At 63.8% G+C, this 23,774-nt stretch carries 24 protein-coding genes; 14 read left to right on the top strand and 10 right to left on the bottom strand.

All coding sequences use genetic code 11. From position 1 onward, the window contains the following. Window positions 1-109: 109 nt before the first annotated feature. The 5 genes from Q7J44_RS15680 (at window position 110) to gmd (ending at window position 5,984) form a co-directional block, all read left to right on the top strand. A complete protein-coding gene (locus Q7J44_RS15680) occupies window positions 110-565 on the top strand; it encodes a hypothetical protein (RefSeq protein ID WP_304881450.1) in 456 nt (151 codons plus the stop codon). Window positions 566-618: 53 nt separating this feature from the next. Beyond that, window positions 619-3,552 carry a hypothetical protein gene (locus tag Q7J44_RS15675; protein ID WP_304881448.1) on the top strand — a complete coding sequence of 978 codons (2,934 nt, stop codon included), beginning with the start codon at window positions 619-621 and terminating at the stop codon, window positions 3,550-3,552. A 9-nt stretch (window positions 3,553-3,561) separates the two neighbouring features. After that, window positions 3,562-4,221 carry a hypothetical protein gene (locus tag Q7J44_RS15670; RefSeq protein ID WP_304881446.1) on the top strand — a complete coding sequence of 220 codons (660 nt, stop codon included), beginning with the start codon at window positions 3,562-3,564 and terminating at the stop codon, window positions 4,219-4,221. Continuing rightward, window positions 4,222-4,788, top strand: coding sequence for a hypothetical protein (locus tag Q7J44_RS15665; protein WP_304881444.1), 567 nt, complete (start codon window positions 4,222-4,224; stop codon window positions 4,786-4,788). It abuts the gene before it with no gap. Between the two features lie 71 nt (window positions 4,789-4,859). Then, a complete protein-coding gene (gene gmd, locus Q7J44_RS15660) occupies window positions 4,860-5,984 on the top strand; it encodes a GDP-mannose 4,6-dehydratase (protein WP_304881442.1) in 1,125 nt (374 codons plus the stop codon). A gap of 125 nt (window positions 5,985-6,109) precedes the next feature. On the opposite strand, the gene Q7J44_RS15655 is transcribed toward gmd, so the two are convergent. Continuing rightward, a complete protein-coding gene (locus Q7J44_RS15655) occupies window positions 6,110-7,156 on the bottom strand; it encodes a LacI family DNA-binding transcriptional regulator (protein WP_304881440.1) in 1,047 nt (348 codons plus the stop codon). A gap of 124 nt (window positions 7,157-7,280) precedes the next feature. On the opposite strand from Q7J44_RS15655, the gene Q7J44_RS15650 reads away from it, so the two are divergent. Genes Q7J44_RS15650 through Q7J44_RS15620 form a run of 7 tightly spaced genes read left to right on the top strand, consistent with a single transcriptional unit; the run spans window position 7,281 to window position 16,130 of the window. Beyond that, window positions 7,281-8,378, top strand: coding sequence for a glycoside hydrolase family 105 protein (locus Q7J44_RS15650; protein WP_304881438.1), 1,098 nt, complete (start codon window positions 7,281-7,283; stop codon window positions 8,376-8,378). Continuing rightward, window positions 8,375-9,208 carry a 5-dehydro-4-deoxy-D-glucuronate isomerase gene (gene kduI, locus Q7J44_RS15645; RefSeq protein WP_304881436.1) on the top strand — a complete coding sequence of 278 codons (834 nt, stop codon included), beginning with the start codon at window positions 8,375-8,377 and terminating at the stop codon, window positions 9,206-9,208. Before Q7J44_RS15650 ends, kduI begins: the two co-directional genes overlap by 4 nt. A gap of 9 nt (window positions 9,209-9,217) precedes the next feature. Further along, entirely contained in the window at window positions 9,218-11,692 is a 2,475-nt protein-coding gene (locus Q7J44_RS15640) for a hypothetical protein (RefSeq protein ID WP_304881434.1), read from the top strand. Window positions 11,693-11,739: 47 nt separating this feature from the next. Continuing rightward, complete coding sequence (locus Q7J44_RS15635; RefSeq protein ID WP_304881433.1) at window positions 11,740-13,002, top strand: ABC transporter substrate-binding protein; 1,263 nt, start codon at window positions 11,740-11,742, stop codon at window positions 13,000-13,002. Window positions 13,003-13,005: 3 nt separating this feature from the next. Further along, window positions 13,006-14,019: a carbohydrate ABC transporter permease gene (locus tag Q7J44_RS15630; RefSeq protein WP_304881431.1), complete on the top strand. Its 1,014-nt coding sequence runs from the start codon at window positions 13,006-13,008 to the stop codon at window positions 14,017-14,019. Beyond that, entirely contained in the window at window positions 14,016-15,065 is a 1,050-nt protein-coding gene (locus Q7J44_RS15625; RefSeq protein WP_304881430.1) for a carbohydrate ABC transporter permease, read from the top strand. The genes Q7J44_RS15630 and Q7J44_RS15625 overlap by 4 nt, the downstream gene beginning before the upstream one ends. Window positions 15,066-15,074: 9 nt before the next feature. Next, the gene (locus tag Q7J44_RS15620) at window positions 15,075-16,130 is read left to right on the top strand and encodes an ABC transporter ATP-binding protein (RefSeq protein WP_304881428.1); all 1,056 of its coding nucleotides are present in this window, start codon (window positions 15,075-15,077) and stop codon (window positions 16,128-16,130) included. Here the strand turns inward: Q7J44_RS15620 and Q7J44_RS15615 are convergent. After that, window positions 16,127-17,020 (bottom strand): S9 family peptidase, encoded by an 894-nt coding sequence (locus Q7J44_RS15615; RefSeq protein ID WP_304881426.1) that lies wholly within the window; start codon window positions 17,018-17,020, stop codon window positions 16,127-16,129. The two genes, Q7J44_RS15620 and Q7J44_RS15615, sit on opposite strands and share 4 nt — an antisense overlap. 145 nt (window positions 17,021-17,165) lie before the next feature. Between Q7J44_RS15615 and Q7J44_RS15610 the strand changes: the two genes are divergently transcribed. After that, window positions 17,166-17,573: a hypothetical protein gene (locus Q7J44_RS15610; RefSeq protein ID WP_304881424.1), complete on the top strand. Its 408-nt coding sequence runs from the start codon at window positions 17,166-17,168 to the stop codon at window positions 17,571-17,573. Window positions 17,574-17,718: 145 nt separating this feature from the next. Beyond that, window positions 17,719-18,189, top strand: coding sequence for a Dps family protein (locus Q7J44_RS15605; protein ID WP_304881422.1), 471 nt, complete (start codon window positions 17,719-17,721; stop codon window positions 18,187-18,189). Window positions 18,190-18,200: 11 nt separating this feature from the next. Here the strand turns inward: Q7J44_RS15605 and Q7J44_RS15600 are convergent, their stop codons facing one another. From Q7J44_RS15600 to Q7J44_RS15565, 8 genes are all read right to left on the bottom strand, one after another. After that, window positions 18,201-18,440, bottom strand: a complete 240-nt coding sequence (locus Q7J44_RS15600) for a DUF1289 domain-containing protein (protein WP_304881420.1) — start codon at window positions 18,438-18,440, stop codon at window positions 18,201-18,203. 37 nt (window positions 18,441-18,477) lie between these two features. Next, window positions 18,478-18,639, bottom strand: coding sequence for a hemin uptake protein HemP (gene hemP / locus Q7J44_RS15595; protein WP_304881419.1), 162 nt, complete (start codon window positions 18,637-18,639; stop codon window positions 18,478-18,480). Window positions 18,640-18,796: 157 nt separating this feature from the next. Further along, a complete protein-coding gene (locus Q7J44_RS15590) occupies window positions 18,797-19,711 on the bottom strand; it encodes an energy transducer TonB (protein ID WP_304881417.1) in 915 nt (304 codons plus the stop codon). Further along, the gene (locus Q7J44_RS15585; RefSeq protein WP_304881416.1) at window positions 19,708-20,094 is read right to left on the bottom strand and encodes a biopolymer transporter ExbD; all 387 of its coding nucleotides are present in this window, start codon (window positions 20,092-20,094) and stop codon (window positions 19,708-19,710) included. Before Q7J44_RS15585 ends, Q7J44_RS15590 begins: the two co-directional genes overlap by 4 nt. A 2-nt stretch (window positions 20,095-20,096) precedes the next feature. Further along, on the bottom strand, window positions 20,097-20,471 hold the full coding sequence (locus tag Q7J44_RS15580; RefSeq protein ID WP_370693018.1) for a biopolymer transporter ExbD: 375 nt from the start codon (window positions 20,469-20,471) through the stop codon (window positions 20,097-20,099). Further along, entirely contained in the window at window positions 20,458-21,129 is a 672-nt protein-coding gene (locus tag Q7J44_RS15575) for a MotA/TolQ/ExbB proton channel family protein (protein WP_304881413.1), read from the bottom strand. The genes Q7J44_RS15580 and Q7J44_RS15575 overlap by 14 nt, the downstream gene beginning before the upstream one ends. Beyond that, window positions 21,126-21,551, bottom strand: a complete 426-nt coding sequence (locus Q7J44_RS15570; RefSeq protein WP_304881412.1) for a hypothetical protein — start codon at window positions 21,549-21,551, stop codon at window positions 21,126-21,128. The genes Q7J44_RS15575 and Q7J44_RS15570 overlap by 4 nt, the downstream gene beginning before the upstream one ends. Further along, on the bottom strand, window positions 21,545-23,659 hold the full coding sequence (locus Q7J44_RS15565; protein ID WP_304881410.1) for a TonB-dependent receptor domain-containing protein: 2,115 nt from the start codon (window positions 23,657-23,659) through the stop codon (window positions 21,545-21,547). The genes Q7J44_RS15570 and Q7J44_RS15565 overlap by 7 nt, the downstream gene beginning before the upstream one ends. Window positions 23,660-23,774: the final 115 nt, after the last annotated feature.

The raw sequence follows: 23,774 nt of genomic DNA, 5'->3' as shown, positions 1-23,774 counted from the left end.
TGCAGGCACTGCATCTTAATCGTCGTTAACAGTCCGTTAATAAACTGGCGATATCGCAGAAGGGCATAGCGCAGATCACCTCAAAACGGGCAGCCCCCCTTTGCAGCAGATGTACGAACTTTACCTCGAGTCTTTGCGCCAGGATGGCAGCCTGCATGACAGGATCATCGGCGAACTGGCGGCGTTGCAAAGCAGCCCGGTTGTGGCGCGGAACAGCCATCTGCGCGGTCAGTATGTGATTTTCGCCCGCCTGATCAACCTGCGCCTGCCGCTGCCGGAAGGGCTGCTGCGCCTGCCCGAGCAGAGCGATGATCCGCTGGACGGTCTGGCGGACTTGCCCGTTCCGGACAGTCAGGCGGTGGCAGAGGCAGAGGCGGATCTGGCCAAAGATCCCTGCCGCCCCGATCTGTGGCTTGCGGTGGCGGCGGGGCATCTTCGCGGTGGCGATCCGGCGCGCGCGCATCAGTTGCTGCGGCGGCTGGCCGCATCCGGATACCCCGAACGGGCACAGGCGCAGGCAATCCTTGCCCGCAGCGTTGCTCTTGCCTACCGGCGCGCCGCCTGATCCGCCGTTCAACCGCTACGCGCCAAGGTGCAGACCCAAGAGAAGAGTGCCGCTTGATCACCCTTGTTACCACAATCGGCAATCTGCCCGCCGACCGCCGCGATCCGGTTCTGGCGGCCCTGCGGGCCAATCTGGCGCTTGCGGCTGTGTCAGAAATTGTGGTGCTGACCGAGGGCAGGCCGGACTGGTACATCGCGGCCGCCGCCTCCGCTGGCGCGTCAGGGCGCGTCCGGATCGAACACACCGGTCAGCGGCCCACCTTTGCCGATCTGTTCACCTGCGCCAACCATTGCCTGACCCATGGCGCGCAGGCGGTGGCAATGTTGAACGCCGATATCAGCCTGGCCGACGATGGCTCGGCCGCGCGGTTGACTGAAACGCTGGCGGCGATGGCAGGCGAGGGCGCGCCGGTGGTGTTTGCACTGACCCGGCATGATCCGCAGGATGGCGAACTTGCCCTGACGCTGTATGACGGCAACGGTCTGCCCAACACCCTCTCGGCCGATGCCTGGGCGTTCTGCCAGCCGCTGCATCTGACGCGTGATCTGTTCTATTGCCCCGGCCAGATGAACTGCGACATGCTGCTGACCCATGATCTGCTCGGGTCGGGCTGCGAGGTGTTCAACCCATGCCTTGATATCGTGCTGCAGCACCATGAGCAGCCCAAGGACGATGCGTATTATCGCGAGGTCAATGCGGACGAGACGTCGCAGGAAATTCTCTGGCGGCACACCAAACAGAATGCGGTCTACCCGTGGAACTACTTTGGCAACCCTTGGGTGTCGACCCGCTGGCTTCGCGCCGGTTACCGACCGGCACCGGCCAGCACCAACCGGCCCAGAATATATATGGCGGTGCCGGCAGGGCTGGAACACGCTCTGGCCGCGCATCTTGCGCCCCTCTGCGCTCTGGCTGACCGGCACGCCTGCGAAGTCATGATCCTGTGCGATGCCGACCCGGACCGGATCATCGCTGAAAATCTTGCCGTGCTGGCCGAATATCCGGCAGCGTCGGTCCTGAGGCCCTGCGACGGCGTCGCTGCGCTGCGTTGCGCACTGCTGAACGGCGATCACGGGACCCTGCAATCTCTGGCCTTCGTTGCCGATATCGACCGGATCGATGCGGCGCTGCTGGCCGAGGTTGAAGGGGTTTTCCTGACCCTGACCGCAAACACTTTGCCTGCGCCCGTGGCGCTTGGCTGCACGCTGATGACCTCGGTGTTCCGGGCCGATGCATTCATGAACGGGTTTCTGACCAATTGCACCCGGCTTGACGGCTATGGCAGCCAGATCGAACATGTGTTCCTTGTCTCGACCCTGACGGCCCATGAGGCCGGTCTGCTGGATGCCCATCTGTCGCGCTATCCCACCGCGACAGTGCTGTGGTTCCGCAAGGACCCGGGGCTTTATGCCTGCTGGAACATCGGCATCAGGGTGGCGCGCACGCCCTATGTTTCCAACGCCAATGTCGATGATCTGCGCGACCCTGCCCATGTGGCCACGCTGGTTGCCCAGCTGGACAGCCGGCCCGAGGTGCTGGTGGCGGCCAGCGCCCTGAACCCGTTCTATGTCTTCCCCGATGACGGAACCCTGCCCGACAACCGCGACGCCTGGTATGCCGACCGGCCCGGTGCCTTCGGGTTCTGCGATCTTGCTACGCTGACGGATCAGTCCCCGCCGGGGCTGGAGCCGTTCAACTTGCCGCATTGCATGCCGGTCTGGCGCCGCGCGCTGCATGCCCGCTTCGGCTGGTTCGATGAAGGGCGCTATGGCACCTTTGCCGACTGGGCGTTCTGGCTGAAGGTGCTGCAGGGTGGCGGATCGGGCTGGCTTGATCCGGCCCCGTTGGGGTTTTACTTCGTCAATCCCACGTCGCACAACCGTCGCGGTACCGATCTGGACCGTCTGCACAAGGTGGTGGAGGATGAGTTTCTGCCGCTGTTTCTGGCCCGGCGCAGCGGGGCGCAGCCAAAGCGGAATGGACCGCCCGCCGGTCTGCCGCGCAAGCTGTGTCTGGGGGGAACGGCCCGCGACTATGGCCAGCACCGCAACAATTTCAACGCATTGGTCAACGCACTGACCCCGCTGGAAATCGACGGGGAGGATGGTGTGCAGGTCATCCCCTTTCTCGAACGGCAGTTCGTCTGGGGCGATGCCGAGGGCGAGGCGAGATCCCCAAATCCCTGCGCCCTGACGCGGCCCTGGATCGGCATTCTGCATGTCCCGTTTGAAACGCCGGACTGGTTTGAACCTGCAACCCGGCCCGAGACCTTTCTGACCTCCGCGCTGTTCCGGCAATCATTGCCCGCCTGCCGGGGCATCCTGACGCTCGCGCAGGATCTGGAGGCGGATCTGAACCGTTTCTTGCCCGGCGTGGCGACCCTGTCGGTCAAACACCCGACCAGATATGACGCCAGACTGTTCGACCCTTCCGCCTATCGCGCCGCGCCGGCGGTGGTGCAGGTGGGCGACTGGCTGCGGCGGCTGCAGGCGATCCACCGGCTGCGTGCGCCCGGGCACAGGCGGATCATGCTGCTCAAACAATGGACGACGGCGTTTTTGCAGCGCGACATCGCCGTCTTCGGCGATCAGCGCGACCCGGGGGTCGAGATGGTGGCGTTCGTCCCCAACGCCCGCTACGACGCGCTGCTGTCATCCTCGGTGGTGCTGTGTCTGCTGTATGGCACGGCGGCGAACAATGTGGTGATCGAATGCATCGCCCGCGCAACGCCCATCCTGATCAACCCGCTGCCTGCGGTGATGGAATATCTGGGTGCCGACTATCCGCTGTATGTGACGGATGAAGCCGGGGCGGACCGGGCGCTGGCCACGCCCGGTCTTGTAGAGGCGGCCCACCAGTATCTGTTGCAGCGCCGCGCAGTGATTGACCTGAGCTATGAGGGGTTTTGCCACGCTGTGGCGCAATCCGCCATCTATGAGGCGTTGCAGACGGCCCCATGTCTGACGCGTAAAATTTTAAACAGTTGAGGAAAAGCGATGTCCTTCAGTTCTGCGGATTTCACCGGCCACTTTGATGAGTTGATGAAGAGTATTTCCGAAAGTAAAGTCGGGGGGTATCCGCTCAGCTATCAGCGGGTTGATCAGAAGACAGAGCCTGTCATCAGGAAACTTGAACTGTTCCGAAACCGCAATGTTCTTGAAATCGGCAGCAATTTTGGCATGTACACCATGCTGACAAGCCAATTTGCAAAGACGGTGACCGGTCTTGAAATTGACAGGTCAATTTTTGACATCAGCGGCAGGTGGCTGCAATTTTTCAAGGACAAGGGCTACAGCTTCGACAATATCACGCTTTTGAATGAAAGCGCCGCAACCTGCACGCGCATTGACTATGATGCCCTGCTGCTGACCCTGGTACTTTATCATCTGTCAGATGATGAAATTGACCTGATCATTGAAGATGCAAAAAAGAAATGTGACTGCGTGGTCATACAATGCCGTCCCGGCCGCATTCTTGCCGCCGAACGCGGATCGTTTTCCGGGCATATCAGCAAGAACACGCGGTTTGACGGTGTTTTTGACATTGCCGGAAACATCCGGTTCCTTGAGGCGCTGGGCATGAAAAAGATCTCGGTAGCGGTCAGTGAAAAAATGCTCGGGTCCGAGGTGTTTCCCGTTCTGACGGGAGAGCGCTAGGTGCTGCTGTCCGACATTGATTTCAGCGGGTTGACGGATTGCACCGATCCAAACCGATGGGGGGCTGGCACGACGCAGGACAGGCGGATGTTCCGGACCAACGACCGATATTACAAGGTCTGGGGAGAACATTTCGTCGCGCGGACGGTCGCGGCGGTCGGGGGAAAGTTTGTCACTGTCAGGAATCTGAAACTGCTGCACGGTTTTGACACGGGCTTGTTCCTTCCGGAACTGAGCGGTGCGCTGGAAGAGTTCATTTACGATCCGGTCGGCATCCTTCGCGGCTATGTGACGCGTCGAGGCGAACACCCGGCCGTCATTCCGGATGATTTTGTCGACCGTCTGTTTGGCGCGACAGTGCAAAGTGGCTGGGTGTTCTCCGATCTTAAAACCGGGAATGTCATCAGAATTGGTGACATGTATTCGCTGATCGATTTTGATACCCATCTGTCATCGCTGGCCGCGTTCGATCCGGAGTTTGAACGGAAAAGTGGCAGCCTGCGCGATCATGTCATCACCAGATATAAGGACCGTTTGCTTGACCATATTGGCAAACAAAAACGCTGACTCTCACATCCTGCAATCGACCTGATTGGGTTGGTGGTGGAAACTGCAACGTCTCAGAAACTGGAACAACCATGACCAAACGCGCCCTTATTACCGGCATTACCGGCCAGGACGGTTCTTATCTGGCGGAATTACTGCTGGACAAGGGGTATGAGGTGCATGGCATCAAACGGCGGGCATCGCAGTTCAACACCCAGCGGATTGACCATATCTATCAGGACCGGCATCTGGATAATGCCCGGTTGCGCCTGCATTACGGCGATCTGTCCGACACGTCGAACCTCACGCGCATTCTGGCGCAGGTGCAGCCCGATGAGGTGTATAATCTGGGCGCGCAAAGCCATGTCGCGGTCAGCTTTGAGGCCCCCGAATACACCGCTGATGTCGATGGCACCGGCACCCTGCGCCTGCTTGAGGCGATCCGTTTTCTGGGGCTGGACCAGAAGACGCGCTTCTATCAGGCCTCGACCTCGGAACTCTACGGCCTTGTGCAGGAAACGCCGCAGCGCGAAACCACGCCGTTCCACCCGCGCAGCCCCTATGCGGTGGCCAAGCTTTACGCCTACTGGATCACGGTGAATTACCGCGAGGCCTACGGCATGTTTGCCTGCAACGGCATTCTGTTCAATCATGAAAGCCCGCGCCGGGGGGAAACCTTTGTCACCCGGAAGATCACCCGCGGACTGGCCAATATCGCGCAGGGTCTGGAAACCTGCCTGTTCATGGGCAACATCGATTCCTTGCGCGACTGGGGCCACGCCAAGGATTACGTCCGCATGCAATGGATGATGCTGCAGCAAGACAGCGCCGAAGATTTTGTCATCGCGACCGGCAAGCAGTATTCCGTGCGCGAGTTCATTACCTGGAGCGCGGCCGAGCTTGGCCTGACGCTCAGCTTTCAGGGGGAAGGGGTGGATGAAGCCGCCACGGTGGTGGATGTGCAGGGCGACAAGGCCCCGGCGGTGCGGCCCGGCCATGTGGTGCTGCGCATTGATCCGCGCTATTTCCGCCCGGCCGAGGTGGAAACCTTGCTGGGTGATCCGACAAAAGCGCGCGAAAGGCTGGGCTGGACGCCCGAGATCACCGCGCAGCAGATGTGCGCCGAAATGGTGGCGCAAGATCTGAACGCTGCCCGCCGCCACGCGCTGCTGAAGGCGCATGGCCACGACGTTTGCGTCAGCCGTGAAGACGGCTGACCGCCAAGCGACGCAGCCTCCGCAACCTCCTGCCAACTTTGCAGCCTCATGGCTGATCCGGTTGCGCGTCGGCCAACCCATCGACCCCGGTGTGGGATCGTTTCAATCCCGCCTGCGCGTGTGGGTCATGAGGCTACTGGGCCGCAGGATCTGCGTTCCACCAGACGACAGGCGAATTCGATGCGGCGGGCGGGCAGGTGGGCCCCAAGGCTCAGGTCGCGCACCAGATCAACCGCCGCTGCCCCGATGTGGCGCATCGGAATTTCAAGCGCAGTCAGCGCGGGTGAAAAGAACGCTCCCTGCGCCAGCCCGTCCATCCCAAGGACGGACACCCTGTCAGGCACCGCAATCCCCAGCGCGGCAAGCCCCTGCAACGCCCCGAGCGCCAGAGAGTCACTGGCGCACAGAACGGCGGTGAAATCCACGCCCCGCGTGCGCACCCTGTCGCGCAGGGCGGTTGCGGCGCAATCGGGCAGCCAGTCGGCGACATCCATCTGCAGATCGGCGTCAAGCGTTGCCCCGCCCGCCGTCATCCGGTCGCGCCAGCCTTCGGCCCGGCGCTCAATCGTGCGGCGGCCCCGGCGGCTGAGAAACAGGATGCGGCGATGGCCCAGCCGCATCAGGTAATCGGTCGCCATCGCGGCAGCGGCGCGGTTGGACGGTGCAACCGACGACAGCTGCATCAGCGGGTCATCGCCATTGACCAGAACCACGGGTTTGCGAAGGGCGCGGGCGGGGGTCAGCATATCTTCGTCATCCAGCGTCAGGAACAGCAGGCCCGCGACGCGCGGATCTGTGGCAGCCTCTGCAAGGGCCTGCCGTTCCTGCTCGGTGCTGGTGATCGCCTGCGTAATCACCTCAGCCCGCAGCAGGCGGGCGCGTTCCTCGATGCCCTGCATGACGTTCAGGGTGAACTGGCTGCGAGCGTAATCTTCCATCGCGGCGGCGCTGGCCAGGATCAAGAGCCGCTGACCGGCGAGGGTGGATGGCAGGGCATAGCGGAACTCCTGCGCCTTGCGCTGGATCTTTTCCACCAGTTCGGGGCGGACGCCCGGCGCACCGGAAAGCGCGCGCGACACCGTGGCGATAGAGACATCACAGGCGCGGGCCAGATCATCCAGCCTGATGCGACGGCTGGGCTTGCCACTTTTTCCGGGGGGACTTGCTGTCATGGGTGTCTTTCCGCTCTGCTGCCCCACTATGCAAAAAATTTTCATGTTGTGCAAAAAAATTGCAGCGCCATGATCTGCAAAAGGGCCGACAGACAGGCCCGGATACATCGACCGGGGAGGGGAGATGCGACCACAGGCTGATCAGATCAGGCTCAAATTGCGTCAGCTGGTGCAGGGTCTGACCGACCTGCGCCATGACGGGCAGTTCGACGAGCCGAATCTTGATGGAACGGCAGGCGATTACATCAGCTTTGACAGTTGGGAATGGCCGCAAGGCGTGGGGCTGTACGGGCTGGCGCAGCTGTGGCGGCGCCATCGTGACCCGGCATTGCAGACGCTGCTGGAGAGTTGGTACGCGCGGCATCTGGCGGCAGGGCTGCCGGGGCTGAACATCAACACCACCGCGCCGATGCTGGCGCTGTCCGTGCTGTGGGGGGAAACCCGCGATCCGCGCTGGCAGCCGGTGCTGGACGAGTGGGCCAACCGCCTGATGGCGGATGCGCCGCGCACGGCCGAGGGCGGTTTGCAGCATGACGTGTCCGACAAGGTGAACCCCGGTGAGTTGTGGGATGACACGCTGTTCATGGCGGGGCTGTTTCTGGCGCGCTATGGCCACGCCTCGGGCCAGGCAGAGCTGGTGGATGAGGCGATCCGGCAGTTTCTCGTGCATGCGCGCTATCTGTCGGACCCGCAGACCGGGCTTTGGTTTCATGGCTGGACCTTTGACGGGCGGCACAACTTTGCCCGCGCCCGCTGGGCCCGCGGCAATGCCTGGATCACCGCCTGTATACTGGATCTGTTCGAGGTGCCGGATCTGCCGGGGTCTGTCAGGCTGTATCTGACAGAGGTGCTGAAAGCGCAGGTTTCGGCGCTGTTGCCGTTGCAGACCGCCAGCGGCGCGTGGCGGACCTTGCTGGATGACCCGGGCAGCTATGAAGAAATCAGCGCAACGGCGGGCTTTGCTTATGGCCTGCTGAAGGCGGCACGCCAAGGCATCGGCGGGCCGGACTGGGCCGAGGCGGGGTGGCGCGGGGTGCAAGCGGTGCTGGCGAATATCGACGACGCGGGCACGGTGCAGAACGTGTCTTACGGCACCCGCATGGGACCAGATCTGCAATTCTACCGCGACATTCCCCTGCAACCCACCGGATACGGTCAGGCGCTGGCGATCCTGTGTCTGGTCGAGGCCGAGGGCCAGCTGGCAACAGAGAAGGTGGCATGATGGACGTGCGTTATGGCGGCAACCCCGCCGATGTGATGACCGCAACCAGCGACCGGCTGCGCGCCGACTACATGGTCGAAGGGGCCTTCGCGCCGGGGCAGTTGCGGCTGACCTATACCCATGTCGACCGGATGATCCTTGGCGGTGCCGTCCCCACCGCTACCCCTTTGGTGTTCGGTGACGGGGCAGAGCTGGGCACCGAGTACTTCTTCTCTGCCCGCGAGGGCGGGCTTGCCAATCTGGGCGGACCGGGGGTGGTTACAGTGGATGGCGCGGATTACACGATGGCCAACCGTGATATCCTGTATATTGGGCGCGGCGTGCAACGGGTGGAAATGCGCAGCGATGATGCCGCCACCCCGGCGTGGTTCTACCTCAACTCCGTGCCGGCGGGAGCGGATCACCCGACCCGGCTGATTCGGCGCGATCAGGCCAAACACATCCAATTGGGCGATCCGGCCAAGGCCAATGTCCGCAGTCTGGCGATGTACATTCACCCCGAAGTCTCACCGTCCTGTCTTTTGCTGATGGGCATCACCGATCCGGCCCCCGGCAGCATCTGGAACACCATGCCACCGCATCTGCACGAACGCCGGATGGAGGCGTACTGCTACTTCGACATGGGCGCTGATGACCGGGTGATGCACTTCATGGGCCGCCCCGACGCAACCCGGCATCTGGTCATTGCCAATGGCGACATGGTGCTGTCGCCCGCATGGTCCATTCATATGGGGGCGGGCACAGGGCCCTATGCCTTTGTCTGGGGCATGACCGGCGAAAATCAGGCCTATACCGACTTTACCCCCGTTCCCATCTCATCGCTTAGGTAAGCATCCGACATGCAAGGCTTTCTGTCCCACCCCCTGACCCCCGGCGCGGCCCTTGGCTACTGGCGCCTTGGCCATACCGTCGAGGCGCGGTTCGACCTGCCCGACCTGCCGATGAAGGGCGAGATGGACCCGTTCTTTTTCCTGACCAAGGACAAGAACTTCATTCCGCACGAGTATCCCTGCCGCACGCAGTTTGCCGCGGACCGACGCGACCAGAGGCCGCAAGTGCAGGGCGGGTTTGAAGGTGCGCGCAACTGGCTGCCCTTTGGCTCGCCCCGGCTGGATCTGTCGGGCTTCTGGTTCCGCCCCACCCATATTGCGACATGGGCGGAAACCGTGATCCGGGCGCAGGCGGCAGGGCAGGCGCGGTTGCGGCTGCGCACCTGTGGCGGGGCGGTTCTGTTTGTGAACGGGGCCGAGGCGGGCTGGATGGCCCCCTACAAACGCAACGCCGAAACAGCGGCCGAGTTCACGGTGGCGCTGACCGCGGGTGACAATACGGTTCAGGTGTTCTTTGACGATCTGGCTGAACGCGATGCGCGCTATTACATCCAAGCCGACTGGCTGGATGGCCCGCAGGCCGAGGCTGGCATCCCCACCGCCTGCACCACCGACCGCGCCCGCAGGGTGGAAACCGCGCTGGCCACGATGCACTTTGACCAACCGGCCTATACCGGGGGTGAGGTGGCCCTGGTCCTGCCGCAGCCGATGCCGATGGCGGTGGATGTGGCGATACGGGTGGAGGGCGATTTCATGTCGCACCATCCGGCGGCCTTGCAGCGCCACCTGCCCGCAGGAGCCGATCGGCTGGTCATTGACCGGGCCGCAAACCTGCCCGGCGATTTCCGGCATTTCATCCCAACACTGACCGCAGACGGCTTTGCCGCCACCCGCACCTTTGGCGTCGAGGTCTGCGATCTGGCCGCACAGGGCACGGTTCCCGCCACGCTGGAGGCGCGGATCGACGAGGCGCTGACATGGGTGGCCACCCGCGCCGAACCTGACACGGTGGCGGCACTGGCACGGCTGGCGCAGGGGCTTTCTGGCCCCGAGACCGAAGCAATGATCGACGCGACCCTCCCCGCGATCGAGGATTGCTGGGATTGCGCCGATTTCGCGCTGGTGCCGCTGCTCTGGGGGCGCACCCGGTTCGGGCATCTGTTGTCTGACCGGGTGCGTGACCGGATTGATGCGGCGATCCTTGGCTATCGCTACTGGATGGATGAACCGGGCAATGATGTGCAGTGGTATTTCAGCGAAAACCACGCGCTGCTGTTCCATACCTCGGCCTATCTGGCGGGCCATCTGCTGCCCGGTGCCACCTTCCGCCGGTCTGGCCGCCGTGGGGCTGAACAGTCGGCCACCGGGCGTGACCGCGTGCGGGCATGGCTGGACCATTTTGAGGCGTGGGAGATGGCCGAATTCAACTCTGCCCCCTATTTCCCGATTGATCTCAAGGGCCTGACTGCGCTTTACGCCCTCGCCCCCGATGCCGATATCCGGGAACGCGCAGGCCGCGCCGTGGTGCGGCTGGTCGAGGTGGTGGCCAATTCGGCGCATCATGGGGTGATCACCGCTGCACAAGGCCGCAGCTATGAGCACACCCTGCGCGCGGGCCGCACGCTGGAGTTGTCGGCGATCACCCGCATGCTGTGGGGGATGGGCAGTTTCGGCGCGCGCTTTCACTGTCTGCCGGGGCTGGCGCTGGCGCTGCGGGATCATGGGTTGCAGCTGGACCCGGCGCTGTCCGCCCGCGCCAGTCTGGCCTCGGGCGAACAGGAATGGGTGTTTGCCCAAGGCGAGGGGCGGTTTGCAGCGCTTTACCACGCGAAAACCCCCGGCTGGGCGATGGGGTCCACCGCCGCCTATCGCTGGTTTGACTGGGGCTATCAGGAAACGCTGCTGCATGGCCGTCTGGGGACCAACCCCGACGCGCAGATCTGGATCAACCATCCGGGTGAGGTGATCCATTCCGGCTATGGCCGCCCGTCCTATTGGGGTGGATCGGCCTCGGTGCCACGGGTGCAGCAATATCGCGGCCTGGCGCTGGTGTGGTTTGACGGTCAGCCGGAGCAGCCTGATTTCACCCATTGCTGGTTCCCGGCACTGGGCTTTGATGACACCCGCCTGACCGGCAATCTGGCGGCGGCCATGGCGGGCGACGGGGCGATGGTGATCCGTGCCTCTGGCCCCTTGGACATGGTGGCTGACGGGCCAACCGCAGGCTGCGAATTGCGGCTGGCGGGGCGGCAGGGCTGGTGGATCGTGCGGATGGGCGAGGCGGGGCAGGGGCTTGACGCTTACGTTGCGCAATGCGCGAAACTTGCGCCTGACACAGACGCAGATCCGCGTGCTACAGTCACGGTGGACGACCCAGAATACGGCCCGGTGCAGTTCTTTGCCGATGGCCGGATCGGGGCAGAGGGACGGATCATAGATCCGAAGGAATGGACGGTCGTGGGGCACAGAACCCTGCACCGCTGACGACGACCCCGGCGGGAGGGCCGGGACAACACATGGAGGAGACTGCAATGAAACATACAATGATCGCACTGGCCCTTGGGGCCAGCCTGATGGGCACCACGGCACTTGCCGGTGACGTGCGGCTGATGTGGTATTCCGATGGGGTGGAGGGCGAGGTGATGAAAGACCTCGTCGCCCGTTTCAATGCGGAAAACCCCGGCATCAACGTCATACTGGACGAAGTCGCCTATAAGGTTGTGCAGGAGCAGCTGCAGATTCAGCTTGAGGCCGGGTCGGGCCCCGATATCGCGCGGGTGACCAACATCAAGACGCTTGCGCCACACTGGCTGGACCTGACGCCGCATCTGACCGATGCCGAATACTGGCGCACCAATTTCGGCGCACATGCCGACTGGATGCGGACAGACGGCAGCGACGCCATCACCGGGTTCATGACCCAACTGACGCTGACCGGCGGCTTCGCCAATTTCACCTTGTTCGAACAGGCCGGGGTGGCGCTGCCAGGTGCGGGGGCAACATGGGATGACTGGGTTGCTGCCGCCGATGAGGTTGCCAAATCGCAGGGCACAGCGGCGGCCTTTGCCATCGACCGTTCGGGCCACCGGATTTCCGGGCCAGCGGTGTCTTATGGCGCGAACTATATCGCGGCAGACGGCACGCCCGCGCCGGTGGATGACGGCACCAAGGCCTTCGCCGAAAAGCTGGTGGGCTGGGTAGAGGGCGGGCAGATGCTGCGCGACACCTGGGTTGCGGCATCGGGGTCGACCTATCGTGCGGCGGCGGATGATTTCATCAACGCCGCCATCCCGTTCTATTACTCGGGCAGCTGGCAGATCGCAAATCTGTCGACCAAGATCGGCGACGGGTTTGACTGGGTGGCCACCGGCTCGCCCTGCGGCACGGCTGGCTGTTCCGGTCTGGCCGGGGGTGCAGCTTTGGTTGCGGTGAAATACACCCAGAACGCCGAGGAAGTGGCGAAAGTCATGGAATATTTCGCGCGCGAAGACATCGTGAAAGAGTTCTCTGAACGCACCCTGTTCCTGCCCGCCCATGCCGGTGTGGTGGCCGCTGGTGGCATGAACTGGCAGACCGAAGATCCGAACGTCAAGGCGGCGCTGGATGCTTACGTGGCGGCTGCAGGCGAAACCCTGCCAGCGGCGGATGCGCTTCCGGCGTGGAAATGGGCGTCACCTTACTACGGCGCGCTGGTCAACCGGATCAGCCAGGTGATGGCGGGTGAGCTGACCCTGGACGATGCCTATGCCCGCATCGATCAGGACATCACCGAAGCGGTCGCGGCGGCGCAGTAGGCCATGACCGGGGTAAAGGGGATGTTGGGGGCCGTTGTGGCGGCCCCCCTGGGCTGGCTCGCCCGTTTGCTGGATGCGCCCTTGCGCCTTTGGCAGCGGCTGGCGGGGCAGAATGGCATGGTGGCGTTTTTCCTGCTGCCGAACATGGCGATTTTCACCGTGTTTGTCCTGCTGCCGCTGGTGATCAACGTCGCTTATTCGATGACGACCGGAGCCGCCCTCTTTTTGCCCGAACGCACCTATGTGGGTGCAGCGCAGTATGAACGGCTGTTGCGCTGCACCGATTACACCAATCTGATGACCTGCCAAGAAGATCAGTTCTGGATCGCCCTGCGCAACACCGGCACTTTTGTCGTGTTGCAGGTCACTCTGCTGATCGTGGCCGCGACCATCACCGCGCTGATCCTGAACCGGGCGCTGCGCGCGCTCAGCTTCTGGCGGGCGGTGTTCTTTTTCCCGGTGCTGTTGTCGCCGGTGGTGGTCGGGTTGATCTGGCGCTGGATCCTTGACCGCAACGGCGTGCTGAATGCGGCACTGGTGGGCATGGGGATGGACCCTGTGAACTGGCTTTTGGATCGCAACTATGCGTTTTCCGCCGCGATTGGCGTCACGATCTGGGCGCATCTGGGGTTCTTTGCCCTGATCCTGCTGGCCGGTCTGCAAGCGATTCCACGCGATCTCTATGAAGCCGCCGAGATGGATGGCACCCGGCCCGCCCGCGTGTTCTGGCGCATCACCCTGCCGCTGTTGATGCCCAATATGCTGGTGGTGATCGTGCTGGCCCTGATCCGCGCGGTGCAAGTGTTTGATGAGGCCTATGTGCTGACCGGCGGTGGCCCCGGCACCGCCACGCTGTTCCTGACGCAATATATCTATGAGGTCGGCTTTGCCTCGCTGCTGAAAAACCCCGGACTTGCAGCGGCGGCGTCGATCCTGATGGGGGGTGTGCTGATTGTGCTGACATTGCTGCAGCTGGCTCTGGGCCGCTGGAACGAGCGGAAAGGAAAGCTGAAATGAGCCGCGCCATGGCATTCCTGACCCGCCGCAAGGGCGGCACCGGCTGGGACTGGACCGATGTGTTCACCTTCGTCTGGCTGGGCTCTGCCGTGTTCATCATGTTCGGTCCTGCGCTTTGGCTGGTCATGTCGTCGTTCAAATCCCCGGCCCAACTGTCGGAATTTCCGCCGACCCTGCTGCCTTACGCGTCGCAAACGGTGGTGGTCGAAGGCTATGACCGCCCGCTGCCGTTGTTTTCCGTCACCGATGACGACGGCACCCGCACGCTGGCCGAGGTGCGCCGGGTGGGCACCGTGGCGCAGATGGTGGACCCGGAAAGCCCTGCGGAGGTGCAGCGCATCAACATCGCCAACCGCACCCCGGTGCGCGCGGTGGGGTTTTCCTGGGACAACTACCTTGACCCGTTCCTGCGCTTTGACTTCCTGACCTACACGAAGAACTCGATCTTCGTGACGGTGGTGGCGACGCTGATCACCCTTTTGACCAATTCGATGGCGGCCTTTGCCCTGTCGAAATACGAATTCCGCGGGCGGGGGTTTGTGGTGGTGCTGATCATCGCCACGCTGATGATTCCGCTGTCGGTCATTCTGGTGCCGCTGTATTCGATTGTGTCCGGGGTGGGGCTGATAAACTCGCTCTGGGGGGTGATCCTGCCCACGGTTGCCACACCCACCGGCGTGTTCCTGCTGCGGCAATACATGCTGTCGATCCCGGATGAGCTGCTGGAGGCGGCGCGGATGGACCACGCCAGCGAATGGCAGATCTATTGGCGCATCGTGCTGCCGCTGACCGCGCCTGCGCTGGCGGTTCTGGCGATTTTCTCGGTGGTCTGGCGCTGGAATGATTTCCTGTGGCCGCTGATCGTGCTGTCGCGCCAAGAGGTTTATACGCTGCAAGTCGGCCTGAACGCCTATGCCGGAGAGCTGAACGTGCAGTGGCACTATCTGCTGGCGATGACCGTTATCACCATGATCCCGGTCGTTCTGGTCTTTATCTTCCTGCAACGGTTCATCACGGCGGGTATCGCCGGAACCGGGTTGAAATAGGGGTTCCCGATGGGACGCATACAGTTGCACGACATCCGCAAAAGCTTTGGCGCCGTTGATGTGCTCAAAGGCATCGACCTCACGGTGGACGAGGGCGAGCTGGTGGTGTTCGTCGGCCCGTCGGGCTGTGGAAAATCCACGCTTTTGCGGATGATCGCGGGGCTGGACAAGCCAACAGCGGGCCGGATCGAGATTGACGGGGCGGATGTCACCGCCCGGTCGGCCGCAGACCGGGGGCTGGCGATGGTGTTCCAGTCCTACGCGCTTTATCCGCATATGACCGTGCGGGCCAACATGGCCTTTGGCCTGCAAAACACCAATATGCCAAAGCCCGAGATCGACACCCGCATCGCCGAGGCCGCGAAGATGCTGGAGATTGAACCGCTGCTGGACCGCCGCCCCGGCCAACTGTCCGGCGGGCAGCGGCAGCGCGTGGCCATCGGCCGCGCCATCGTGCGCCGCCCGACCGCGTTTCTGCTGGATGAGCCGTTGTCGAACCTTGATGCCGAATTGCGCGTCAGCATGCGGGCGGAGCTTTCAGCGCTGCACGACCGTCTGGGGGCCACGATGATTCACGTCACCCATGATCAGGTCGAGGCGATGACAATGGCCGACCGGATTGTGGTGTTGCGCGCCGGAAAGGTGGAACAGGTGGACACGCCCCTGAACCTGTTCAACCGCCCCGCCAATCTGTTCGTGGCGGGCTTCATCGGCGCGCCGGGCATGAACCTGTGGCCCGGGCAGGCCGAGGCCGGTTCGGTGCGGCTGGACAATGGCGCGCTGCTGCCCCTGCCAGCGGGTCTGACCGTGCCGGATGGGGCAGTGACGCTGGGCATCCGCCCGCAGCATCTGCGGCCCCAGTCCGGCGGTCCGGTGCAGGCAAAGGTGCGGCTGATCGAGGCGCTGGGACCGGAAAGCGTGGTCCACGCCGATATCGGCGAAGGGCACGGGTTGCTGGCCGTTCTGCCCGGTCAGCCTGATCTGGCACGCGGGGCGGTGATTGAACTGGGCTATGATCCGCAGGCGGTGCATGTCTTTGGCGCGGACGGGCAGCGGCTGGGTTAGGTCAGCGCGCTTTCCATGAAATCCAGCATGGCGCTATGCATCGTTTGCGTCTCCACATGGCCCGAGGCGGGTTCGCGGTGAATCACCAGCCGCCCACCCTGTTCGGCATAGGCTGCCCGCACCTCTTTCAACGCCACATCGGCGGCGGCAGGCGGCGTCAGCGGGTCCAGATCGCCCAGACCGATAAACTGCGCGCGTGGCGCGATCATCCCGGCAATCTGTCCGTTTGACGCCCGCGCAAGTAACCCCGGCACAGTCAGGTAAATCCCGTGCAGATCGTGCTTGCCAAGGGCGATCAGGGCGCGGAAATCGGCAAAGCAGCATTCATGCGCCACTGCGCGCAGGCGCGGGTCCAGCGCCCCCAGCCAATAGGCCAGCGTGGCCCCCATCGACAGGCCGAACACCCCGATCCGGTCGGGATCGACCTCTGGCTGCAGGCGCAGCCAGTCCAGCGCCGCGATGTTCTCGGCCAGCATCTGCCCGGCAAGCGAGCGGCCTTCCCACAACAGCGCCTTGGTCGCGGCACTTTCGCCTTGCCCGGCGCGGCTGCCAAAGCACGGCATGTCAAGGCACAGCGACGCAATCCCGCGCGCGGCCAGTGCCCGGCCGGTCGGCGCGAACAGGGCGGGGCGGCCTTGAATCACCTCGGCGGCACCGATGTCATAGCGGTTGCCATGGGCGTGCAGGATCAGGACCGCGGGCAGGGGGGCAGTGTTGTCACGCGGGCGGCACCAGAAGGCGCGGATGCTCTCGCCGCCGCTGCTCAGCGCCAGTTCTTCGGCATGGCAGGTCGCATCTTCACTCACGGTGGCCGTCTTACGACCCGCAAGCGGTGGAACCGGCAGGCGCAGTCCGAACGCCGAGAAAAGCTCATCGCGTGTTGCTGTCATGAAGAACCCTTCCCGTTGCCCGACGAGTCCAGAGTGACGGCAGGCCCGCTCCGGGTCCAGACGCAAGTCGCGCGCGCGCCACGCATCTGTTCTGGACCTTTGCTCCATACCCGACTATAACAGTCAGGTTAATGGAGCAGTCCCCATGCAGGCAATCGCGCAGACGCGTTCTTATCCCCGCCCCATCGCTGATATTCCGGCCCCCGTTGCCGCATTGCGGCGATTGGCACCCCGCTGTCAGGCCGGGGCGCGGCTGGATCTGTTCCGGGCCTGCGCGATGCTGTCGACCGATTCCGGCGTCGCGGCCCGCAGCTATGCTGAAGCGCTGTTGCGCGGGCTGGCCGTGGTTCTGGGCAGGGTTCCGGTGCTGCATCAGCCGGGCGCGGCAGAGCTGTCGTTTGATGAGGCATGGATCGCCAGCCTGTTGGGTGCTGCGCAGCGCGGGGATGAGGCCAGCATGCGGTTTTTGCTGGCGTCGCGCCTGCCACGCCATGCCCGGCGGCAGATCGGCTGGCTGGCCGCACAGCTTGCGCAGCGTCAGGCGCAGATGTGACTGACTGATTTTGTCGGATTTAGAATTATTCTAAAAGGGGTTGCCCGTACCCGCCATTGCCCCTATCTTGTGGTTGCGGGTAGCCAGCCGACGTGCAAGCCAGTCCCGCCCCAGAATTCCGAACGTATTTTTCAGGAGGTCAGGCATGGCGCAAGCTTCAGCCCAAATCAGCCCATCCGCGCGCGAAGCCGTGTGTGAAGCGCTTAATCAAGGCGTCGCCGAAACGGCTGTCGCCACGATGCTGGCGCAGAATTTCCATTGGAACGTGGCCGGCATGGGCTTTGGTCCGCTGCACGCGCTGTTCCAGACCATGTATGAAGATCATTTCGTCGCTCAGGACGATCTTGCCGAACGGATCAAGGCACTTGATGGCCATGCCGAAGGCCAGTTGTCGGCGATGCTGAAGCGGTCAAAGATCGCTGAACATGACGGCCATGCCAAGGCGGAAGCCATGGTTTCCACGCTTCTGGCAGCACAGGAAACGCTTGCTGCGACGATGGCGGGCATATCTGCGGTGGCCGAGGAAAATGGTGATCTGCTGACGCAGGATCTGGCCATCGGTCGCGCCCGGACCCATGAGAAATTCGCATGGATGCTGCGCGCCCATCTGCGCTGACGCGTGCCGGCTTAAAGCGGGCTTTTGACATCCCGCTTTTCGCACCGCTTTACGTAGGCCGGTGCCCAGTGGCGATAGCGTCCAAGATCATTCTGCTGATGCACCAGCATGTCGATAAAGGCCTGCTGGTGTTTCTCTTTCTTAAGCTTCTTGAACAGGTCTTTCTGATCCTTCGTCATCGAGCAGCCGATGCAATGGCCCTCGCGCTTGAATTTGCAGACGCTGATGCAGGGAGAGGGAAGTCTGGTCATAAGATCCTTGCAGGGCAGGCGGGCCCTTTGGCTGGGGTCATTTGGTCAGAATCAGCTTACCCGCACGGGTGATCCGCAAGGTATACACCTGCCCGTCCAGAACAATATGCGCAACCTGTCCGCCCTTGGTCAGCGCCATCGCCTCATGCGCAGGGGCGTGATCCAGTGGAAGGGTTGGGGGCGTCGGTGTGTCTTGCATTGCGGGCGGGCCTGGCAGCTGTGGGATCAGGCCGATGGCCAGAGGCTGAATAGGTGAGCGTTTTGATCGGGAAAGTCAATCCCGAGTCTTTTACTTTCGCCAGTCTTTTGCACAGCTGACAACCAGACTGAAGCGCTCTGGCCGATGACGCGCCAGCTTACCGCCGCCCTACAAACTCGAACCGGAAATCGGTTTCGGCCCCGGCAGGCGGTGCCGGGAAGGGTGCTGCGCGGCGGATGTGGTCAAGGGCCGCGCGTTCCAGCGACGCATCGCCGGTGGATTTTGCCACCCGCGCCGAGGCCAGACCGCCAGAGGGTGCCACGCGGAACACCACCACCACGGTGCCGCGCGCCTGTGTGGCGGCCTTGCGTGTCCGTTCGATCTTGCGCAACACCAGACCGGGATAGCTGGAGCGCGCAGCATTGCCAGCCTGCGCGGTCTGCGCCCCCGATCCGCCAGTGGCGGCGGCAGCGGCGGCTTTTTCCTGCCCCATCTGTGCGCCCTTGCGGGCATTGCGGTCGGCATTGCCCGCCGGGACCGGCGTAGATTGCGCCACTGCGCGTTTTTCGACTGGCTTTGCGGGGGCCTCGGCGCGCGCGGGTGGGCGGGGGGAGGTATCGGGGGCCGATGATGCGGTTTCGACCGGGGTTGCGAGTTCTGGCGGGGCCGCGACAGCGGCTGCCGCCAAGGCAGCAGGCACCTGTGGGGCCAGTTCGGGCTGCACTGCGGGCGCATTGTCCACGGGTGGCATGGCGGCCAGATCCGCCGTCTCGGACGGCGGCAGCAACAGCGGCGGGGCCGGGGTTGCGGTCAGCGGCGGGGCGGTGGCGGCCACTTGTGTCGTCACCGGCACGGCGCCCAGCGGTGGCGCGGGCGGCGCCTCGGTCGCGGCAACCGGCGTGGCACCTTGGGCCAGATCCTCAAACGCCTCACCCAGCAGGGCGACAGTTGCCGCCCCCCCGCCTTCGACCGCAAATTCATCTGGCTGCGGGGCGATGGCGATGGCGGCGGCGGCGTGCAGCGCACCCGACAGGGCGAGGGCGATCACAAACGGCAGGCGGGGGTGCTTCATGGCGCTGACCTGTCAGTCACCAGCCGGACTTCGGCCGCACCCGCCATGCGCAGCGCATTGGCGATGCGCAACAGATCCTGTGCGGGCAGGTCGCGGGCGGGCACAAGGCGCAGACCCTCGGCCCCATCAGCGATGCGGGCGGCGGCAAATTCTTCGGGCGTGATCACCTCACCCCGCCACAGGGTCGTGCCATCACTGCGCACGGCCAGGGCATCGTCGGGGGCACGGGTGGCCAGAGCATCGGCGTCGATCAGCTGGATGTCGCGGTCAACCGGGGCGGTGACCTGTCCGGCCACCAGAAAGAAGATCAGCATCAGGAACACCACATTGATCAGCGTGATCGTGGGTTCCGAAGGGCGGCGGGGCAGGGCGGCAAGGCGCATGGCTATCCTCCGATCACGCGCAGGGTTACCCCCGGCAACTCGCGCAGAACGCTTAGCGCATCGACCAGCCGCTGGGCCGTCACCCCTTCGGTCGGGGCCACGATCACCAGAACCGGCGCGCGCGCCAGCAGGGCTGCGGGCACCGAGGCAAGGTCAAGCGCGTTGGTGTCCAGCGTCAGGCTGTCGGGCATCAGACGCAGGAATGTGGGCGCCTCGGCCTGCGCCGCCGCCCCGCCGGAGGCGGTGGTCAGCGGCAGATCGCCAAAGCGGGTAAAGGTTGAAGACAGCATGAAAAACAACAGCAAAAGGAAGATCACGTCGATAAGAGAGGTCATCGACAACGCCCGCCGCCGCGTGGTTTTCCTAAGCCGGGACATAGGCCCCGTCCGTCTGCACAGCGGGTTTCACCATGGCGACCATGCCGGGGCACAGGGCCGCCTCGATCACGGCGCCCGCCATCCGCCGCTCGGACGCCATGCGCGATTCGAGCCAGGACAGCAGCGCCGAGACCGGCATCGCCACGGCCAGACCGGCGGCTGTGGTCATCAGCGCCACCCAGATGCCACCGGCCAGAACAGACGGGTCCACCGCCGCGCCCGCACCCTGCATCGCGCGGAAGGCGTCGATCATGCCCAGAACGGTGCCGAACAGCCCCAGCAGGGGGGCAATTTGCGCCACGGTGTCCAGCAGGCGAAAGCCGGATTCCAGCCGCGCCAGCCGGTCTTCGGCCAGCGTGTACAGGCGGTCGCGCGCACCCTCGCTTTGCGCCTGCAACGCCTCGGCCAGCAGCGGGGCCAGATGGCTGGGCGCGGCTTCGGCCAGCGCCCGGGCGCGGCTGTTCTGGCCGGCATCATGGGCGGCGATGGCCGCCTCCAGCCCGGTGTGCCGCCCGACGCCTGCGGCGCGGAACTGCCACAGTTTCCACAGCACAACCGCGCCTGCCAGCACCGACAGCGCAAGGATAAGCGCCACCACCGGCCCGCCCAGTTCGATCAGACCGCGCAGGGCATCGCGGGCGTCTGTCAGATGAATCATCCTGCCACCTCTATACCTTCTACGGTGCTTGCGGGGCTCAGCGCTGCGGCGCAGGCTGCGGGGTCTGCGCCGTCACAGGCCGACACCCCGTTCAGCAGCACCTGTCCCAGATCGTCACAGGCCAGCCCGGCCACATCGAACTGACGCACCCTTTGCCGCCCCATGGGCAGGGCGGCAAAGTCGAACAGGGTGAACTGCGCGACCTGACCGGCCTTTGTGAACAAAACCGCCTCGATCACCAGTCGGGTGATTTCGGCTTCGGTCTTGTTGTCGGCCACAAAGGTCAGTCGGCAGGCCTCTGGTTGCGGGTCCAGCGTGTTGAGGCTGATCTGCAAGCCCTGCGCCTGCGCCCGATCCTGCGCCTGTGCGGTGCCTGCGGCGATGGCAAAAGCCATCGCCGCAAACGTCAGCCGGATCACCATGTCAGCGCCTTGGCGACGCTGACCTTGAAGGTCCGCCCGCGCCCGCGGTCTGCCGACAGGTTGTTGCGGAAATCCCGGTCCAACACATTTTCCACCGCGAGCTGCACGTCAAAGCCATCCAGCGCGCCCGATTGCGGTTTGAATGACACGAACAGGTCATGCGTGGCGTAACCGCCATAATTTGTGAACGTGATCGCGCCGGTGGTGACGTTGCGGCTGGAGGTTGTGATGCCGTCAACGAAAGTACCGCGCCAGCCGTATTCGATGCCGCGATCCGGAACGCGGCCCCCAAGGGTCAGCGCCAGCTGATCTGCCGGAGTGGTGGCAATGGTATAGCCATAATCGCGGTCCTTGCCCGACACATGGGAATAGGCAAGCCGACCAAAGATGCGCTCTGCCTCATACCCCGCCTCGATCTCGGCACCCTGGAATTTGGCCCGGGCAATATTGCGGTGGAACACCGTGTCGGTGGTGGCGGTGGTGGTGATCAGGTCGTCAATGTTGTTGTGGAACAGTGTGGCCTTGATCTGCAGACTGTCATCTGCGGCAAACAGGCCCTGCCGGGTCCATGACAGGCCAAGTTCAAGGTTGGTGGCCTGTTCCTTGTTTAGATTAAGCGCCGGGTTCTTGGTGGCAGAATAGGAATACAGCTCGTCCAGTGTCGGCAGGCGTTCGGTCCGCGAGACCGAGCCGAAGACCGACAGGTCCTCGGTGACCTTGTACAGGGCGGCAAAGGTCAGGGCTGTTGCCTCGTCCTTGACCTGTTCCCCACCGGGCACCGATGGATGTGCCTTGCGGTCTCCAAAGTCAGCCCGGGCACCGGCGATCAGGGTCAGGCGGTCGCTCAGCACCAGTTCTGATTGCGCATAGACCCCGATCTTGCGGTCGGTGCCTGCGGGGTGAAAGCCCATCGGGCCTGCGCTGTCGGCGATGCGCTTCTGGTCGGTGGCCTGCAGCCCGAAGGTCAGGAAATTCTCCCACCCGGCCCCTTGCATGGAGGTGGTGTTTTCAACCTTCAGCATCGCGGTGCGATAGGCGTAATCGACGTCACAGAACACGTTCTGGTTGGACAGTGTCGGCAGACAGACCTGCGGCGCCCCGGTCAGGTCGCGGGCGTCGCGTTGCACCACGCGGGTGTCAGACCAGGACAGTTGAACCGATGGGTTCAGCCAGGCCAGATCGGTGGTGGCCTCCCATTTGGCGCTGAGGGTAGTGTCGGCGACGTCACGGCTGACGATGCCGAAGGCATCGGCGATGGCATTGCCGCCCCCGGTCTGCGACAGGGTGGCGTTGTCATTGTCGGACTCGAACCGCTGCATCGAGAGCTGCAGGGTCTGCGTCTCGCCCAGACGGAATTTGCCCTTGACCAACGCGGATGGCGACGAACTTTCCGTGCCGCGCAGGGTGTTGCCGGCACCATCCTTGTAATCGTTTGATGTGCGGTAGCCCAAAAATGCCAGAAACTCTGCCCCCGGCGCAGGGCGCGTGGCCAGAATGCCAGAGACAGTCATCCCGTCGCCGTTGCTGTCATAGCCGAATTTCAGCCGCGCCGCCCCGGTCTTGCCTTCGGGGATGAAATCGGATGCATCCTTGGTTTCAAAATTCACCGTGCCGCCGATGGCCCCTGACCCATACAGCACCGCAGACCCCGGCCCGCGAAGCACCTCGACCCGGCGGTAGAGTTCGGGGTCGGTGAAGAACGACCCCATGCGGTACTGCTCGTAGAACTTCGGCACGCCGTCGACGTTGACGATGATGCGCGCCTCGCTCGCGGTCTGTTCGGTGGTGCCGATGCCGCGGATGTTGAAGGCGGTGCCAAGCGGGCGGTCGGACCCTGCGGTCTGTACCCCCGGCACGTTGCGGAACATCTGGCCGATGGTGGCGGGCTGTTCGCGGTCGATGTCTTCCTGTTCCACTGCGGTGACAGCTTGCGGCGTGTCGATCGCCACTTTTTGTTGCCCCGCACCCAGAATCAGGCGGCCCAGAAACGTGCCGCCGCCCGCTGCATCCTGTGCAGTGGCCGGAGCGGCGATGGCGATGATGGCGGCGGTGGTCAGCAGGCGGGCGAGGCCCGGAATGATGGCTTGCCCCGGCTTTTGCGGTTGCATTCAGTGTCCCCTTGGTCGCGACGGTTATGGTCGGCTGGCGGAACGCTGGCACCCTGCGGGATCGCTCTTGACCCCGTTCGACTCGGCTTCTAGATTGCCAGAGTAAATCCGTCAA

The sequence above is a fragment of the Pseudotabrizicola sp. genome (assembly GCF_030656345.1).
In the GTDB taxonomy this organism is placed as follows: domain Bacteria; phylum Pseudomonadota; class Alphaproteobacteria; order Rhodobacterales; family Rhodobacteraceae; genus Pseudotabrizicola.
Note: the sequence above shows the minus strand (reverse complement) of the source record. Positions and strands in the feature narration are given on the sequence as shown.